15 protein-coding genes and 2 tRNA genes are annotated in these 18,072 nt (G+C 43.1%); 11 read left to right on the forward strand and 6 right to left on the reverse strand.

Annotated elements, in window-relative coordinates:
• Positions 1–71: 71 nt before the first annotated feature.
• Positions 72–1,241: a mannonate dehydratase gene (uxuA, locus tag AB9N12_RS13885; protein ID WP_369892613.1), complete on the forward strand. Its 1,170-nt coding sequence runs from the start codon at positions 72–74 to the stop codon at positions 1,239–1,241.
• Between the two features lie 101 nt (positions 1,242–1,342).
• Here uxuA and AB9N12_RS13890 read toward each other — a convergent pair whose 3' ends face one another.
• Positions 1,343–1,918, reverse strand: coding sequence for a 3'-5' exonuclease (locus AB9N12_RS13890; protein WP_369892614.1), 576 nt, complete (start codon positions 1,916–1,918; stop codon positions 1,343–1,345).
• Positions 1,919–2,254: 336 nt separating this feature from the next.
• Between AB9N12_RS13890 and AB9N12_RS13895 the strand changes: the two genes are divergently transcribed.
• Together AB9N12_RS13895 and AB9N12_RS13900 are read left to right on the forward strand one after the other, a co-directional pair.
• Positions 2,255–2,956, forward strand: a complete 702-nt coding sequence (locus AB9N12_RS13895) for an SIMPL domain-containing protein (RefSeq protein ID WP_369892615.1) — start codon at positions 2,255–2,257, stop codon at positions 2,954–2,956.
• A 386-nt stretch (positions 2,957–3,342) separates the two neighbouring features.
• Positions 3,343–6,651 carry a S41 family peptidase gene (locus AB9N12_RS13900; protein ID WP_369892616.1) on the forward strand — a complete coding sequence of 1,103 codons (3,309 nt, stop codon included), beginning with the start codon at positions 3,343–3,345 and terminating at the stop codon, positions 6,649–6,651.
• A gap of 297 nt (positions 6,652–6,948) precedes the next feature.
• Here AB9N12_RS13900 and AB9N12_RS13905 read toward each other — a convergent pair whose 3' ends face one another.
• A complete protein-coding gene (locus AB9N12_RS13905; protein ID WP_369892617.1) occupies positions 6,949–8,706 on the reverse strand; it encodes a 1-deoxy-D-xylulose-5-phosphate synthase in 1,758 nt (585 codons plus the stop codon).
• A gap of 344 nt (positions 8,707–9,050) precedes the next feature.
• Between AB9N12_RS13905 and AB9N12_RS13910 the strand changes: the two genes are divergently transcribed.
• Entirely contained in the window at positions 9,051–10,187 is a 1,137-nt protein-coding gene (locus tag AB9N12_RS13910) for an OmpA family protein (protein WP_369892618.1), read from the forward strand.
• A 487-nt stretch (positions 10,188–10,674) separates the two neighbouring features.
• Here the strand turns inward: AB9N12_RS13910 and AB9N12_RS13915 are convergent, their stop codons facing one another.
• The 4 genes from AB9N12_RS13915 to AB9N12_RS13930 all read right to left on the reverse strand — a co-directional run bounded on the left by AB9N12_RS13915 (position 10,675) and on the right by AB9N12_RS13930 (position 11,669).
• Complete coding sequence (locus tag AB9N12_RS13915) at positions 10,675–10,953, reverse strand: Txe/YoeB family addiction module toxin (protein WP_369892619.1); 279 nt, start codon at positions 10,951–10,953, stop codon at positions 10,675–10,677.
• A complete protein-coding gene (locus AB9N12_RS13920; protein WP_347464994.1) occupies positions 10,950–11,249 on the reverse strand; it encodes a hypothetical protein in 300 nt (99 codons plus the stop codon). The genes AB9N12_RS13915 and AB9N12_RS13920 overlap by 4 nt, the downstream gene beginning before the upstream one ends.
• Positions 11,250–11,466: 217 nt before the next feature.
• A tRNA-Asp gene (locus tag AB9N12_RS13925) sits at positions 11,467–11,540 on the reverse strand.
• A 55-nt stretch (positions 11,541–11,595) separates the two neighbouring features.
• Positions 11,596–11,669 (reverse strand) — tRNA-Asp (locus AB9N12_RS13930).
• A 420-nt stretch (positions 11,670–12,089) separates the two neighbouring features.
• On the opposite strand from AB9N12_RS13930, the gene purU reads away from it, so the two are divergent.
• From purU to AB9N12_RS13965, 7 genes are all read left to right on the forward strand, one after another.
• The gene (gene purU / locus AB9N12_RS13935) at positions 12,090–12,947 is read left to right on the forward strand and encodes a formyltetrahydrofolate deformylase (RefSeq protein ID WP_369892620.1); all 858 of its coding nucleotides are present in this window, start codon (positions 12,090–12,092) and stop codon (positions 12,945–12,947) included.
• Positions 12,947–13,537 carry an imidazole glycerol phosphate synthase subunit HisH gene (hisH, locus tag AB9N12_RS13940; RefSeq protein ID WP_369892621.1) on the forward strand — a complete coding sequence of 197 codons (591 nt, stop codon included), beginning with the start codon at positions 12,947–12,949 and terminating at the stop codon, positions 13,535–13,537. The genes purU and hisH overlap by 1 nt, the downstream gene beginning before the upstream one ends.
• Before the next feature lie 47 nt (positions 13,538–13,584).
• Positions 13,585–14,304: a 1-(5-phosphoribosyl)-5-[(5-phosphoribosylamino)methylideneamino]imidazole-4-carboxamide isomerase gene (hisA, locus tag AB9N12_RS13945; RefSeq protein ID WP_369892622.1), complete on the forward strand. Its 720-nt coding sequence runs from the start codon at positions 13,585–13,587 to the stop codon at positions 14,302–14,304.
• 122 nt (positions 14,305–14,426) lie between these two features.
• Positions 14,427–15,179, forward strand: coding sequence for an imidazole glycerol phosphate synthase subunit HisF (hisF, locus tag AB9N12_RS13950; protein ID WP_369892623.1), 753 nt, complete (start codon positions 14,427–14,429; stop codon positions 15,177–15,179).
• Between the two features lie 53 nt (positions 15,180–15,232).
• Complete coding sequence (gene hisIE / locus AB9N12_RS13955) at positions 15,233–15,844, forward strand: bifunctional phosphoribosyl-AMP cyclohydrolase/phosphoribosyl-ATP diphosphatase HisIE (RefSeq protein WP_369892624.1); 612 nt, start codon at positions 15,233–15,235, stop codon at positions 15,842–15,844.
• A 29-nt stretch (positions 15,845–15,873) separates the two neighbouring features.
• Entirely contained in the window at positions 15,874–16,602 is a 729-nt protein-coding gene (locus AB9N12_RS13960; RefSeq protein ID WP_369892625.1) for a cell division ATP-binding protein FtsE, read from the forward strand.
• A 13-nt stretch (positions 16,603–16,615) separates the two neighbouring features.
• A complete protein-coding gene (locus AB9N12_RS13965) occupies positions 16,616–17,935 on the forward strand; it encodes an aspartate kinase (protein ID WP_369892626.1) in 1,320 nt (439 codons plus the stop codon).
• Positions 17,936–18,072 lie beyond the last annotated feature (137 nt).

Raw genomic sequence — 18,072 nt, forward strand, 5'->3', positions numbered from 1 at the left:
TAGCTGTGCTGTGGGTGCATACTGATTATCAACTTTTGACTTTCAATTTTCAACTTTTAATTTAATATAATATGTATTTGTGTGAACAAACTTGGCGCTGGTACGGTCCTAACGACCCGGTGAGCCTGTGGGATATTAAGCAGGCAGGCGCTACCGGTATAGTGAATGCCCTCCATCATATTCCGAATGGCGAGGTGTGGACAGTGGAAGAAATCATGAAGCGCAAGCGGATGATTGAAGAAGTGGGGCTGACATGGTTTGTTGTGGAGAGTGTACCGGTGCACGAACATATCAAGACACAGACGGGCGACTTCATGAAATATATCGAAAACTATAAGGAAAGTATTCGTAACCTGGCGAAATGCGGCATAATGGTGGTTACTTACAACTTCATGCCTGTACTGGACTGGACACGTACCGACCTTGCCTATACAATGCCCGATGGCTCCAAAGCGCTCCGTTTTGAGAAGGCTGCTTTTGTGGCTTTCGATCTTTTCATCCTGAAACGTCCGAATGCGGAGAAAGACTATACTCCGGAAGAGATAGCTAAGGCAAAAGCCCGTTTCGAACAGATGAATGAGGAGGATAAGAAACTCTTGGTCCGTAACATGATTGCCGGACTGCCCGGTTCAGAAGAGAGCTTTACGGTGGAACAATTCCAGGAGGCATTAGACCGCTACAAGGATATTGATGCGGAAAAACTTCGTTCCAACCTGATTTTCTTCTTGAAGGAAATTGCTCCTGTTGCCGATGAAGTGGGAGTGAAACTGGTGATCCACCCGGATGATCCTCCTTATACGATTTTAGGATTGCCACGTATTCTGAGTACGGAAGAAGATTTCAGAAAACTGATTGAGGCTGTGCCTAATGAGTCCAACGGTCTTTGTCTGTGTACAGGTTCTTTCGGTGTGCGTGCCGATAATGACCTGGCCGGAATGATGGAACGCTTCGGTGACCGTGTGAACTTTGTGCATTTGCGTAGTACGCAGCGTGACGAGGAAGGTAACTTCTATGAGGCCAACCACTTGGAAGGAAACGTAGATATGTACAACGTAATGAAAGCTCTTATTCTTTTGCAACAGCGTCGTAAATGCTCTATCGCCATGCGTCCCGACCACGGGCATCAGATGATTGACGACTTGAAGAAGAAGACCAATCCTGGATATTCATGCTTGGGTCGTCTTCGCGGATTGGCGGAACTTCGCGGTTTGGAAATGGGGATCGCTAAGTCTATTCTTTAATCTTAGCATATAATTATCGCTTTATCATCAAACACTACGGCTATTGTTGGTTGAAATGATAGTTGTAGTGTTTTTTATTAGGTCTTTTTCACTGCTGCCGTTTACGGGATCAGTGAACCGAATAAGTCTCCGACATGTGTGTCTTTGTTTGCTTTGTTCGTCGATTTCGCTTTCTTCGGTTCGGGAATGATCAATAATGCTATTTGGGCGCAGGCTTCTGCGTCAGCCAGTGCGTGATGATGGTTGGTCAAATCATATCCGCATCGTTCTGCTACTGTATGCAACTGGTGATTGGGCAGCTCCTTTCCGAACACTTTCCTCGAAGTGCGGCAGGTGCAATAAAACTTGTAATTAGGATAAGTCATTCCATATAATTCGTGAACCGCACGAAGACAACCTTCGTCGAATGGACTGTTGTGGGCAACAAGTGGAAGCCCGTCTATCAATGGTTTGATTTCTGCCCATACGTCTGGAAAGTCTGGCGCTTCTACCGTGTCATCGTAAGTTAATCCGTGAACGGCCGTTGTCCGTTGCGTATAATAATTGGGAGCAGGACGGATGAGGCGATAGATTTTATTCACAATCTTACCATCTTTTACAATGACAACACCGACACTGCATACACTGGTACGCTTGTCATTGGCTGTTTCAAAGTCGATTGCTGCAAAGTTTCTCATGAATTCTGTTGCTTTTGAGGATACAAAATTAGATAGAAAAATCGAGTTTTTATACACCGGCAAGATAAAGAATCCGTTTTTTCTTTAGAGGAAAGGTATGAATTTGAATTTATTTTCACCGTATTTCTCCGCAAAACAGATCAGTCTATACAGGATATAATCCTTCCCATGGGCTTGCATCTATAAATAAGAAAGAGGGATATCTCGGTCTTGTGCCGATGAGTAATATGACAACATTTGGGGGGGGATAGAATCGGTTTTACAGTTTTTTTTTATAGCTTTGCGAAATGATAATTCGCTTTCTGTAAAAGAGGTTGTACTATTGAGATTAAAGGTATGAAAAAGGTATGTTTATTTGTTTTTGTTTGGTTTGCTTGGAGTGTTGTTGGGAATGCACAAGAAAGTGATGGACGATACATTGAAGTGACCGGTTCTTCCGAAATAGAAGTCGTTCCGGATGAGATTCATTTTCTGGTTCAGATTAAGGAGTATTGGGAAGAAGAGTACACCGGTCAATCAAAAAAAGAAGAAGATTTCCGGACGAAAGTGCCGTTGGCTACGATCGAGAAAGAGTTGCGCCGCAGTTTGCACAAAATCGGAATAACGGATGATGCCATCCGCACACAGGAAATAGGAGATTATTGGCGCCAGCGGGGAAAGGAGTTTCTGATAGGTAAGCAATTGGATATTCGGCTCACGGATTTTGAGCAGATTAATTCTATTATCCGTTCGGTCAACACGTGGGGAATCGAGTCCATGCGTATCGGAGAACTCAAGCATAAGGATTTGCCAACGTATCGGAAACAAGGTAAGATGGCAGCACTGAAGGCTGCCCGTGAGAAAGCATCTTATTTGGTGGAAGCGATGGGGCAGCAGTTGGGTGAAGTGATTCGTATCGTCGAACCTGCCGATAATAATATGAGCCGTTATTTTTCTTTCGAGGCACAGAGTAATGTAAGCATGGGCACGGCAGCTACCGAGCAGTACCGGGTTATCAAGCTGCGGTATGAGATGACGGCTCGTTTTGCCATTAAGTAAAGATTGGCTATCTTTATCGTATGACAAGAAATAGTAATACATTTCCTATGGAACGGTACAATGGTTGTCTGTTTTGAGGAACTCCGTTCCAAACGGCTATCCATGCACCGATTCCATAAACCGTACCTTTTCCTGCGGATAAAATGGATTCAATCAGAAAGGTTGAAAAGTCAAGAATTCTAATGGATTAGATTGCTTGTTTGGCTGAATTATTATAATTTTGTGGCAAAACTTTTTATTTTATATGGTTTGTTTGATGACTGAATGTCATGAGCTATAAAATAACAACTATTGTGGAGAATTGCGTCTATGGACGTAATTTGCAGGCGGAGCATGACCTTTCTCTCTCAAACCTATTTTTCAGAATAAATATATAATAAATTGATATGAGGAAATTAATAACTTCTTTTGCACTGGTATTATCAGCATTATCCAGTTATGCGATTACTCCTTTGTGGATGCGTGATGCACGTATCTCACCGGATGGAACCGAGATTGTCTTTTGTTATAAAGGAGACATTTATAAAGTTCCCGTACAAGGAGGCACCGCTGTCCGACTTACTACACAAGCTTCTTATGAGGCCAATCCTGTCTGGTCTCCCGATGGAAAGCAAATCGCATTTGCCAGTGACCGGAATGGAAATTTCGACCTGTTCATCATGCCTGCCGACGGAGGTATCGCCCGTAGATTGACTTACCATTCCGCATCGGAAATTCCTTCGGCTTTTACACCGGATGGAAAGTATGTCCTTTTCTCCGCTTCCATACAAGATCCTGCAAACAGTGCCTTGTTTCCTACGGGAGCAATGACCGAATTATACAAAGTGGCTGTTGACGGAGGACGCACCGAACAAGTGCTGGCAACTCCCGCCGAGCTCGTTTGTTTTGATAAGGCAGGGAAGAATTTTCTTTATCAGGACCGCAAAGGTTTCGAGGATGAATGGAGGAAGCATCACACTTCATCCATAACGAGGGATATTTGGTTATACAACACCCAAACCGGAAAGCATACGAACCTGACAAACCGGGGAGGGGAGGACCGTAATCCGGTGTATGCGCCTGATGGTCATACAGTCTATTTTTTGAGTGAACGTAAGGGAGGTTCTTTCAATGTGTATACTTTCTCATTGAATGCTCCACAAGAAGTGAAGGCGGTAACTGCTTTTAAAACTCATCCGGTACGTTTTCTGTCTGTCAGCGATCAAGGAACTTTGTGTTATACCTATGACGGTGAACTTTATACCCAGAAACCCGATACCCGTCCGAAAAAAGTAAAAGTGGAACTTGTCCGTGACGATGAAGAGCAGATGGCTACACTTAAATTCTCACAGGGGGCCACTTCCGCTTCTGTATCTCCGGATGGCAAACAGGTTGCTTTTATTGTGCGTGGTGACGTATTTGTGACTTCGACCGACTATACTACGACCAAGCAAATTACCAATACTCCGGCAAAAGAAGCCGCTGTCTCTTTTGCACCGGACAACCGGACATTGGTTTATGCCAGTGAACGAACCGGTAATTGGCAACTTTATACTGCCAGAATAGCACGTAAGGACGACCCCAATTTCCCTAATGCCACTCTTATTGAAGAAGAAGTGTTATTACCCTCTCAGACAGTGGAACGTACTTATCCGCAATACTCGCCGGATGGGAATGAATTGGCTTTTATAGAAGATCGCAACCGTTTGATGGTGCTCAATCTGAAAACAAAGAAAGTACGCCAGGTGACGGACGGTTCCACATGGTATAACACCGGAGGTGGATTCGACTACGAATGGTCGCCTGATGGTAAATGGTTCACTCTCGAATTCATTGGCAACCGTCACGATCCTTATTCGGATATAGGCATTGTCAGTGCACAGGGAGGAGCGATCACCAATCTGACTAATAGCGGATATATCAGCGGCTCTCCACGTTGGGTACTCGACGGAAATGCCATTCTCTTCCAGACCGAACGGTATGGTATGCGTGCGCATGCTTCCTGGGGATCGCAACAGGATGTTATGTTAGTATTTATCAACCGGGATGCTTATGATCGTTATCGTTTAAGTAAGGAGGATTTCGAATTGCTGAAGGAGCTTGAAAAGGAACAGAAGAAAGCAAAGGAGAAAGACGGTGACAAGAAAAAAGACGGAAATAAGACTGAAAAGGGAGAGGCTGACAAGAAAAAGAACAAGCAGCATGAAGACAGCGGTAAGAAGGAGGCTGACAAGGATCAAGCTGTCAACAAAGAGATCGTTGTGGAACTTGACGGTATCGAGGACCGTATCGTACGTCTGACTCCCAACTCTTCCGACTTGGGTAGTGCGATACTTTCAAAAGACGGAGAGAATCTTTATTACTTCTCTGCCTTCGAAAATGGATATGATCTTTGGAAAATGAATCTCCGCGAAAAGGATACGAAGCGTCTGCACAAACTCAATACAGGTTGGACATCATTGATGATGGATAAGAAAGGAGATATCTTCTTGTTGGGAAGCCGTAGTATGCAAAAGATGGATGGCAAGTCGGATGCTTTGAAATCGATCGGTTATCAAGCTGAAATGCAAATGGATCTGGCATCCGAACGTGAAGCGATGTTCGACCATGTGTACAAACAGCACCGGAAACGTTTTTATAATGTCAATATGCATGGCGTGAACTGGGATGCCATGACGGATGCTTATCGCAAGTTCCTGCCTCACATTGATAACAATTATGATTTCGCAGAACTGTTGAGTGAATGGTTGGGCGAGTTGAATGTTTCACATACCGGAGGACGCTATTCTCCTCGAGGAAAAGGTGACGTTACTTCCAATCTGGGACTTCTGTTCGACTGGGATTATCAGGGAAAAGGGATGCAGATTGCCGAAATCATCGAGAAAGGTCCGTTCGACCATTCGCGTACCAAGGTAGAGGCAGGATGTATCATTGAAAAGATTAATGGAGAGGAGATAACTCCCGATCATGATATCACTTGTCTGTTAAATAACAAAGCAGGGAAGAAGACGTTGATATCAATCTACAACCCGCAAAATAAAGAACGTTGGGAAGAAGTGGTGATGCCCATTACGAGTGGTCAGCTGAATGGATTGTTATACAAACGTTGGGTGAAGCAGCGTGCGGCAGATGTTGAAAAATGGTCGAAAGGACGTTTGGGATATGTTCATATTCAGTCGATGGGAGACGGTAGTTTCCGTACGGTTTATTCGGACATTCTGGGAAAATACAATCACTGTGAAGGGATTGTGATCGATACCCGGTTCAACGGTGGCGGTCGTCTGCATGAAGACATTGAAATACTGTTCAGTGGTCAGAAGTACTTTACACAGGTAGTCCGCGGGCGTGAGGCGTGTGATATGCCAAGTCGTCGTTGGAACAAACCTTCCATCATGTTGCAATGTGAAGCCAACTATTCGAACGCGCACGGAACGCCATGGGTATACAGACATCAACATATAGGAAAGCTGGTCGGTATGCCTGTTCCGGGGACAATGACAAGTGTGTCTTGGGAAACTTTACAAGACCCTTCACTCGTCTTTGGTATTCCTATTGTCGGTTATCGTTTGCCTGATGGCAGTTATTTGGAAAATACTCAGTTGGAACCGGATGTGAAGGTCGCCAATGATCCGGAGACAGTCGTTAAGGGAGAGGATAACCAATTAAAGGTGGCTGTCGATGAACTTCTGAAAGAGATAGATAGTCAGAAGAAGTAAACACGAGGGTAATTGAATATAAAATAAAGAGGGTGTGTCGAAACTCCCTTTTTGAAGAAATTACCCCTGCTATAGCGATCTGTGGCAGGGGTAAATTTTTATATTTAGGCATTATGATGAGTCTGTCTAACGAGTCCTATTTTAACGATTTCACCCCTGCCAGAATATGCTTTGGCAGGGGTGACTTCTAATTACTGAGACTTGTTAGACAGCCCCCTCTTTTATTGGGTGTCTGTTTGAAATAGGTTGATGCAATGATATCGAACCGGTATTCATATATAGTGAAAGGACTCGCTTTTAACCGATAAGTGCCGTGATATCTTCTATAATCTGCTTATCCGTTAAGTGATTGGCAAGGAGAAACTCCTGTAAATCAAAACGGTCAACAAATTCCTTTTTAGCTCCATAGTTCAGGACTTTCATGTCTGTAGCACCATAGTAGCGGGCTATTTTCTCACCGAAACCGCCATCCAATACACCGTCTTCCAACGTTATCACTACTTCGTGATCCGCTTTCAGCTCATCCATCAGTTCGTTGTCTACACCGGTGATGTAACGCGGATTGATGAGCGTTGCATCGATCTCGGTTTTTTCTTTTAGAAGTGACGCAACCGATGCTCCCAATCCATAGAATGACCCTAAAGCCACAATGGCCACTTTCGAACCGCGATGAGTAACTTTATAACGATTGAGAATACCATAATCGGAGTCTACCGGTTCTTTGCAACTGATGACATCGGTCGCCGGTACACGGATCGCAACAGGATGTTCATTCTGACGGATGCTCCACTCCAGCATGGCAATATACTCTTCCTTACAAGTCGGAGCCAGATAAACCATATTCGGAATATTGCTGATAAGCGGAATATCGAAGAAACAGAGATGAGTCACATCATTCATTCCGGATAACGTACCCCAGAAGACCAACAAAACAGCCGGATTGTTGTTGATACAAAGATCTTGTGAGAGTTGATCGTAGGAGCGTTGAATGAAGGTGCTGTATACACCGTAAACAGGTTTCCCTCCATTGGCTGCGATGCCCGAAGCAAGAGCCACGGCGTGTTCTTCGGCAATGCCTACATCTACGAACTGCTTGCCCGCTTCCCGACGACGGTCCGGAGTAAATCCCAAAACAGTGGGAGTGCCGGAAGTGATGGTCACTACACGTGAGTCCTCTTTCATCTTTTTCAGCAGGTATTGGGCGGTTACTTCGCTGTAATCTTCTTCTTCACCGCTCACTTTTGCTTCTCCGGTTTCTACATTGAATGGAGTCCGCCAGTGGTAAGTCTCTTTATCTTGTTCGGCACGTGCATACCCTTTGCCTTTCAACGTATTGATGTGTACTACGATCGGATGCCGGATGTCTTTCACTTGAGAGAAAGCTTTAATCAGCGCCTGTACATCGTTACCCTCATTTACATACATATAATCCAATCCCATCGCTTTGAAGAAGTTACATTCGCACTGCCCGTTACTGTCACGTAACTCTTTTAGATTCTTGTACAGCCCTCCGTGATTTTCAGCAATAGACATTTGGTTATCATTGACGATGATAATCATGTTCGTGCCCAGCTCTGCCACATAATCCAATCCTTCGAAGGCTTCGCCTCCACTCAGAGAACCGTCACCTATGACAGCTATGATATTTTCATGACCGCCTGTAAGGTCACGTCCCTTTGCCAATCCGCTTGCCAGGCTGACAGAAGTAGAGGTATGTCCGATGATGAAGAAGTCATGTTCACTTTCTTGCGGTTCGGTATAGCCCGATACATCGTCGTATTTTTCCGGATGAAGGAACGCCTCTTTACGGCCGGTCAGCATCTTGTGTACATAGCTTTGGTGCGATACGTCAAATACAATTTTGTCTTGGGGCGAATTGAATACATAGTGTAAGGCAATCGTTGCTTCCACCATTCCGAAATTAGGTCCGAAGTGTCCGCCGTGCTCACTTAATTTTTGCAGGAGTGCTGTACGGATTTCATTACCTAATTCGTTTAACTCTTTCTCCGACAGTCTCTTTACATCTGCGGGAGCATTTATCTTTTCCAAATACATATCAAACAGTTTTTCTAAATAATATTTTTACTTGTTTCTTTGTGACGCAGCAAAGATACTACAGTATTTGAGATCTGTTTGTATCTGAATTACGGATTTATTGACCCATATTACAGTTTCTCCGAAACAAATGCATCATGTGCGCCATTTCATCTGTGAGTCTTCTATTTTAGGTTCTCTCAGTTTTTAAAAGATGTTAAGAGATCTTGTGCCTTGCGAACTAATTTTTGATATGATGTGTTGTTTTAGGTGAATAATGAATTAAGAAAAGACTAGAGAGTTAGAGATGAACAGATGAACCATATCTAATGATTTAGCAGATAAAAAATTACATTTTAAAATTTATGAACATGAGAAAGTCTATTATTTTATTAGCTTTTATATTGGGTGGTTTTACAGTAGCAAATGCCCAATCAGTTGTAGAAGGCGCCAAACTTACAGATAATTGGTCTGTCGGAATAAATGCCGGTGCGGTCACTCCCCTTACTCACAGTGACTTCTTAAAAGACATGCGTCCCGCTGTCGGAGTGGGGATTTCGAAGCAGTTGACTCCCATCTTCGGTTTGGGAATTCAAGGAATGGGCTATATTAATGCCACTCCCAGTAAAACAGCTTTCGATGTTTCGGATGTCAGTCTGTTGGGTAAGATCAATTTGATGAATCTCTTTGCAGGCTACACAGGTAAGCCTCGTGTGTTTGAGATGGAGGCTGTTACCGGAATTGGTTGGTTGCACCGTTATGTCAATGGTGATGGCGATCAGAATTCATGGTCTACCCGTTTGGGATTGAATCTTAATTTCAACTTGGGTGAAAGCAAAGCATGGACATTGGGAATCAAACCTGCCGTTGTATATGATATGCAAGGTACTTATCCCGAAACAAAGAGCCGTTTCAATGTCAATAATGCCGCTTTTGAATTGACAGCCGGGTTGACATACCATTTTAAAACAAGTAACGGAACACATCACTTTGCCAAAGTGAAAGTATACGATCAAGCCGAAATTGACGGACTGAACTCTTCAATCAATGCCCTTCGTGCAGATGTAAACAACAAAGAGAATGAAATCAGCAATGCAAACCAGCGCATCAACGGATTGCAGAAGGAACTTGAAGAATGTCGCAACAAAGTGGTTCCGGTGGAGACGGTAGTGAAAACCGCTCGTGTACCCGAATCTATCATTACTTTCAGACAAGGCAGATCGTCAGTGGATGCTTCACAGCTTCCTAATGTGGAACGTGTCGCTTCTTATATGAAGAAACATGCTGATTCGAAAGTAGTCATTAAGGGATATGCTTCTCCGGAAGGTAGTGTTGAGGTGAATGCAAGAATTGCTGCTGCACGTGCGGAAGCTGTAAAAACGATCTTGGTCAATAAGTACAAGATTAATGCATCTCGCATCACTGCCCAAGGTCAGGGGGTAGGCGATATGTTTACCGAATCGGATTGGAATCGTGTAAGTATCTGTACAATTGAAGATTAAACGGATATAGTCTAAAATAGAATGATGAAAGCTGCCCAAAAGGCAGCTTTTGTTGTATGTACAGGTTTTAGGGATAAACGGCCGATTTCAGCCTTTGTGTTGATACTGTATCTTGTAATAAAGGCTCTGTTTTAGCGAAACGAAGCCTGCATTTCATTCAAACGGAGCCTCTGTTTTACTCGGATAAAGGCTCTGTTTCAACCAAATAGAGCCTCTATTTGGTTCAGCTTATATGCTGATGAATTTTAACCTACGGATAAATACGGATAAATAACGCTAAGTAAGCCGGGAGTTCCGTTGAACGCGTTGGCTTGATGAAGATCGTAATTTACCGAAAAAGAAATAACCTACTCCAAAGAAAGGCGACACCCGTCAAGATGTCGCCTTTTTTATCAGAATATCGGCACCGCTATTTTACACGTTGCTCACTTATATGGTGTATTATAGCTTGCTTTACCGTTTATTTTATAATAAAATGAAAAAACGGCTATTTATCCCCGTAGTGGCTTCTAAGCGAAACAACTTCTACCGTAACGATGTCTTCGTGTATGCTATAAATTAGGCGGTATTGTTTGTTTATTCGCCTGCTCCAATAACCGGAATAGTTACCTTTTAACTGTTCTATCTGCCCCGTTCCCGTCGTAGGGTGTTCTTCCAACTCCTGCAATAATGAAATAATCTTTGCTATGTCTTTCTTTTGCCCGGATTTTCGCCACTGTATCATTTGCTTCTCGGCTTCATCCGTCAATTTTACCCTATATTTCATGCCCCTAGCAAAGTCCTTATTTCGTCCATCGTATAATATTTACTTCTTCCTTGTTTTGCGTCTTCAATACCACGATTAAGAGAAGCAATGTTTTCGGGATCATCAAACCACGGGTCACCGCTGGGGCTTGGATTAGTATATACTACGTCCGAAGATTCTGCCTTTGTTTCCAAAATGTTCTCTATGAAAACTTTCAAGCTCTGACCTTGCGAAGCTGCCATAGCCGAAAGTTTTTGTAGGGCATTAACGGATAAATCTATAGACTTCCGTTTCTTCTGTAAAGCTGTTGTATTCATAATCTTCTTCCTTTTTTGCAAAGATACAATAAATACAAATAAGTCGGTTGCAATTTACATTTATTTATTTGCACTATGCAAAGATTATACGCCGTATTACCCTATTTGGAAAAGCCGGGAGTTCCGGCAGGAAAACATAAAAAGCACCCGGAAAAGTGAATAACAGGTACTTTTCCGGGTGCTTTTTATGAAACTTCCTTATTATGAGTGTTGTATGCGGTGCGTACGGGACTCGAACCCGTGACCCCATGCGTGACAGGCATGTATTCTAACCAACTGAACTAACGCACCAATATTTTAATCGGATTCATTCATTTCCATTCTCCCTGCTTCTTGATGAAGGAAGCGGTGCGTACGGGACTCGAACCCGTGACCCCATGCGTGACAGGCATGTATTCTAACCAACTGAACTAACGCACCAGAATTTCAATTTATTAATCCGCATCTCTCTCGATTGCGGGTGCAAAGGTAGTTGTTTTTTGCAAATCTGCAAGCGTTTCGAGAAAAGTTTTTTCAAGAAAAAGCGATAAAAATGCTTAGTCTCTCATTTAGAGTACTTTTGTAATGAGAAAAACATTCATCTTTCTTCTGATCGGATAGTGAGGCCATCCGGTCAGTATAGTGAGGCTATCACGATGGCAATGGTGTCACTATCCTAAAAGTTTGTTGTTCTTTTCATTGAGAATAGCTCCCGATATCTTTCTATCTGTAAGAAATCACCGTTTTTATATCAACTTTCTGCTTGAATAGTTCGTAATTTTGCAATAAATCGTTATTTTTGCGGACTAAAAATAGAAAGGTAGAAAACAATCTGCTTAGAATCGTTAATTAGTAAAAGGAATGATGACAACAGCCAAACTGTTATTGCATTGTCCCGACAAACCGGGAATCCTTGCGGAAGTGACAGACTTTATTACGGTAAACAAAGGAAATATCATCTATCTGGATCAATATGTAGATCATGTAGAGAACATATTCTTCATGCGTATTGAATGGGAACTGAAAGACTTTCTGGTTCCGCAGGAGAAAATAGAAGATTATTTCAGAACTCTCTATGGACAGAAATATGAAATGGATTTTCGCCTTTATTTCTCTGATGTAAAACCACGTATGGCTATCTTCGTTTCTAAGTTGTCACACTGCCTTTTCGATATGTTGGCACGATATACGGCCGGAGAATGGAATGTAGAAATTCCTCTTATCATAAGTAACCATCCGGATTTGCAACACGTAGCAGAGCGGTTCGGAATTCCTTTCTATCTGTTTCCTATCACTAAGGAGACGAAAGAAGAGCAGGAGCGTAAAGAAATGGAGCTGCTTGCCAAGCATAAGATTACATGTATCGTATTGGCACGCTATATGCAGGTAATTTCCGAGCGGATGATTCAAGCGTATCCGAATAAGATTATCAATATCCATCACTCTTTCCTCCCTGCGTTTGTGGGGGCGAAGCCTTATCATGCTGCTTTCCAGAGAGGAGTGAAAATTATCGGTGCAACCAGCCATTATGTAACCACGGAACTGGATGCCGGACCGATTATTGAACAGGATGTGGTGCGTATTACCCATAAAGATACTATCGAAGACCTGGTAAATAAAGGCAAGGATCTGGAAAAAATTGTTCTTTCGCGTGCCGTGCAGAAGCACATCGAACGTAAAGTCTTGGCTTATAAAAATAAAACAGTAATATTTAATTGATGAAAGTAGCAGTTGTAAAATACAATGCCGGCAATATTCGCTCTGTGGATTATGCTTTAAAGCGGTTGGGGGTAGAAGCGGTGATCACTGCCGATAAAGAAGAGCTCCAATCGGCTGATAAAGTTATTTTCCCTGGAGTGGGGGAGGCGGAAACGACCATGAACCACTTGAAGGCAACGGGATTGGACGAGCTGATCAAAAAACTCCGTCAGCCTGTACTGGGAATTTGTCTCGGCATGCAGTTGATGTGCCGGCATTCTGAAGAAGGAGAGGTCGATTGTTTGAATATCTTTGATGTGGACGTGAAACGTTTTGTCTCGCAGAGACATGAAGATAAAGTGCCGCACATGGGATGGAACACCATTGGGCAAACGAATAGCAAATTGTTTGAAGGATTCGCCGGAGAGGAGTTTGTCTATTTTGTGCATAGCTTTTATGTGCCTACCTGTGATTTTACTGCTGCTACGACAGATTACATTCACCCGTTTAGTGCGGCATTACATAAAAATAATTTTTATGCAACCCAGTTTCATCCGGAGAAAAGCGGCAAGACGGGAGAGAAGATTCTGACGAATTTTTTGAATCTATAATAAACTCGTTCATCGTTTATCATAAACTTTTAGTAACTAAATAATAGATGATAGAAATTATTCCAGCCATTGATATTATTGACGGAAAGTGTGTACGGCTTTCCCAGGGAGATTACGGCAGTAAGAAAGTATATAATGAAAATCCGGAGGAAGTTGCCAAGGAGTTTGAAGCGAACGGTATCCGCAGGCTTCACGTAGTAGATTTGGACGGTGCTGCTTCTCATCATGTAGTCAATTATCGGGTGTTGGAACGGATTGCAGCACGCACTTCTCTCGTTATCGATTTTGGTGGTGGGGTAAAGAGTGATGAAGATTTGAAAATTGCTTTTGAGAGTGGAGCACAGATGGTAACCGGTGGAAGCATTGCGGTGAAAGATCCGGCACTGTTCTGTCATTGGCTGGAAGTGTATGGTAGTGAGAAAATTATTTTAGGGGCAGATGTAAAAGATCATAAGATAGCCGTCAATGGTTGGAAAGACGAAAGCGCTTGTGAGCTTTTTCCATTTCTTGAAAACTATATGGATAAAGGTATACGAAAAGTGATCTGTACGGATATCAGCTGTGACGGAATGTTGAGTGGGCCTTCCATTGATTTATATAAAGAGATACTGGCTAGATTCCCCGGCCTCTATCTGATGGCTAGTGGCGGGGTAAGTAAGGTGGATGATATTATTGCTTTGGATGAGGCGGGTGTTCCCGGGGTTATTTTCGGCAAGGCATTATACGAAGGACATATCACCTTAAGAGATCTGAGAATCTTTTTATAGTTGTCGTACCGGAATGAAATGGCTGTTTGGTTGTAAATGCTCCCCATATTATAAGAGGGGATAAAAAATCAAACTTCAGGGATATGGATTATAAATTGTTGAACAGTAAATAAAATAGGATTGTGTTAGCAAAAAGAATAGTATCTTGTCTGGATATAAAAGACGGACAAACCGTGAAAGGAACGAATTTTGTCAATTTGCGCCAAGCCGGTGATCCGGTAGAGTTAGGCCGTGCTTACAGTGAACAAGGAGCAGATGAACTTGTTTTTCTGGACATTACTGCAAGCCATGAGGGGCGTAAGACTTTTACGGAATTGGTAAAACGGATTGCTGCCAATATCAATATTCCATTTACTGTAGGTGGGGGAATCAACGAATTAAGTGATGTAGATCGCCTATTGAATGCTGGGGCGGATAAGATCTCCATCAACTCTGCAGCTATCCGTAATCCTCAATTGATTGATGAGATTGCAAAGAATTTCGGATCGCAGGTTTGCGTGTTGGCAGTAGATGCCAAACAAACCGGAAACGGTTGGAAATGTTACTTGAACGGAGGACGTATCGAAACAGATAAAGACCTGTTCGAGTGGACAACAGAGGCTCAGAACCGTGGGGCAGGAGAGATTCTTTTCACAAGTATGGATCACGATGGTGTAAAGGCCGGTTATGCCAATGAAGCACTTGCCGCTTTGGCGGATCGGCTTTCCATTCCTATCATAGCTTCGGGAGGGGCAGGCTGTAAAGAGCACTTCCGCGATGTCTTTTTACAAGGAAAAGCGGATGCGGCATTGGCTGCCAGTGTTTTTCACTTCGGAGAAATTAAAATTCCCGAATTAAAATCGTATCTTTGCGGTGCAGGAATTACCGTCAGGTAATTGCTGCATAGCAAAAATTAGCCTTTGAAATAGTAATTAGAACGTATATAAAAATGGAATTGGATTTCGATAAGATGAACGGACTCGTTCCGGCTATCATACAGGACAACCAGACACGTAAGGTCTTGATGTTAGGCTTCATGAATCAAGAAGCTTATGATAAAACGGTAGAAACCGGAAAGGTTACATTCTTTAGCCGTACCAAGAATCGTTTGTGGACAAAAGGCGAAGAAAGCGGTAACTTCCTTCAGGTTGTATCTATAAAGGCCGATTGCGATCATGATACACTACTGGTTCAGGTAGACCCGGTAGGGCCCGTGTGCCACACAGGTACGGATACTTGTTGGGGGGAGAAAAACGAAGAACCGGTTATGTTCCTGAAAGTATTGCAGGATTTCATAGACAAGCGTCATGAGGAGATGCCCGAAGGTTCTTATACTACCAGCCTGTTTGAGTCGGGAATCAATAAGATGGCCCAAAAAGTAGGTGAAGAAGCTGTGGAAACAGTAATCGAAGCAACAAACGGTACTGATGAACGTTTGATTTACGAAGGAGCGGATCTTATTTATCACATGATTGTGTTGCTTACTGCAAAAGGCTATCGTATCGAAGACCTTGCACGTGAACTGCAGGAAAGACACTGTAGCACATGGAAGAAACATTAAACAATTAAATAATTAAAATAGGAGTCGGTATGGATGACGAGGCGTTGATTCGATATAAGAATGTGGAAATCCATCAACAGGAACTCTGTGTGCTAAGGAACGTAAATCTGGAATTGCACAAAGGGGAGTTGGTCTATTTGATCGGAAAAGTGGGCTCGGGAAAAACGAGTCTGCTCAAGACTTTTTATGGCGAACTGGACGTTATTGACGGTGAAGCGGAGGTGCTGGGGTATAATATGCGATCTGTCAAACGGAAGCATATCCCGCAACTGCGCCGGAAGTTAGGCATTGTGTTCCAGGACTTTCAACTGCTTACGGACCGTACGGTATACAGTAATCTGGAATTTGTGCTTCGTGCCACAGGCTGGAAGAACAGACAGGAGATACAAGACCGCATTGAAGAAGTGCTTCAACTGGTGGGAATGTCCAACAAAGGGTATAAACTCCCGAACGAACTTTCCGGTGGCGAGCAGCAGCGTATTGTGATTGCACGTGCCGTACTCAATTCTCCGGCTATTATCCTGGCGGATGAACCAACCGGAAATCTGGATGTAGAGACAGGTAAGGCTATCATTGAGTTGTTGCACAATATCTGCGAATCCGGTTCGTCTGTAGTGATAACGACACACAATTTGCAATTGTTGAAAGATTATCCGGGCAGGGTATATCGTTGTGCCGACCATCGGATTGTAGAGGTGACCGATGAATATGTGCCCAGACAGAAAACAATAGAAATAGATTTAAATATAGATAACTAAAACAGTAACGAAGATGAAAGTTTTAAAGTTTGGAGGAACTTCCGTAGGTTCTGCTCAGCGCATGAAGGAAGTAGCCAAATTGATTACCGATGGTGAACAGAAGATTGTTGTTCTTTCTGCTATGTCAGGAACAACAAATACATTGGTGGAAATCTCGGACTATCTGTATAAGAAGAATCCGGAGGGTGCCAACGAGATTATTAATAAGCTGGAAGCAAAATATAAACAGCATATTGATGAACTTTTTGCAACCCGGGAATATAAACAGAAAGGTCTGGAAGTGGTCAAATCTCACTTCGACTACATCCGCTCCTATACTAAAGACCTTTTCACTTTGTTCGAAGAGAAAGTGGTTTTAGCACAGGGAGAGCTCATTTCTACGGCGATGGTCAACTTCTATCTACAAGAGTGTGGGGTGAAGTCCGTGTTACTTCCGGCTTTGGAATTCATGCGTACCGACAAGAACGCAGAACCGGATCCTGTATATATTAAGGATAAATTGCATGCTCAATTGGAACTTTATCCGGATGCGGAAATCTATATTACACAAGGTTTTATCTGCCGCAATGCTTACGGGGAGATAGATAACCTGCAACGTGGTGGCAGCGACTACACCGCTTCTCTGATTGGAGCGGCAGTGAATGCTTCCGAAATCCAGATCTGGACAGACATTGACGGTATGCACAATAATGACCCGCGTATTGTTGACAAGACTGCTCCGGTGCGTCAGCTTCATTTTGAGGAAGCGGCTGAGTTGGCTTACTTTGGTGCCAAAATCCTGCATCCTACTTGTGTTCAGCCGGCTAAATATGCCAATATACCTGTCCGCCTGTTGAATACAATGGATCCGGAAGCTCCGGGCACACTCATCTCTAACGATACGGAAAAAGGTAAAATCAAGGCGGTAGCTGCAAAAGACAACATCACTGCCATCAAGATTAAATCCAGCCGTATGTTATTGGCTCACGGTTTCTTGCGTAAGGTATTCGAAATCTTCGAAAGCTATCAGACGTCTATTGATATGATCTGTACGTCGGAGGTCGGGGTCTCTGTTACGGTAGATAATACGAAACATCTTAACGAGATTCTGGATGACTTGAAGAAATACGGAACGGTAACCGTTGATAAAGGAATGTGTATCGTCTGCGTTGTAGGTGACCTTGAATGGGAAAATGTCGGGTTTGAAGCAAAAGCACTCGATGCGATGCGCGACATACCGGTGCGAATGATCTCATTTGGAGGAAGTAACTATAATATCTCCTTCCTCATTCGGGAGTGTGATAAGAAAGTTGCTTTACAATCATTGAGCGATATGCTGTTCAACGGCAAATAATTCTACAAATAACACGGGGAGACTGTCTAACAGGTCTCAGTAATTAGAAGTCACCCCTGCCAAAGCATATTCTGGCAGGGGTAAAATCGTTAAAATAGGATTTGTCAGACAGTCTCCTCCTTTTTAAACCAACTAAA

It is taken from the genome of Bacteroides sp. AN502(2024), assembly GCF_041227145.1.
In the GTDB taxonomy this organism is placed as follows: domain Bacteria; phylum Bacteroidota; class Bacteroidia; order Bacteroidales; family Bacteroidaceae; genus Bacteroides.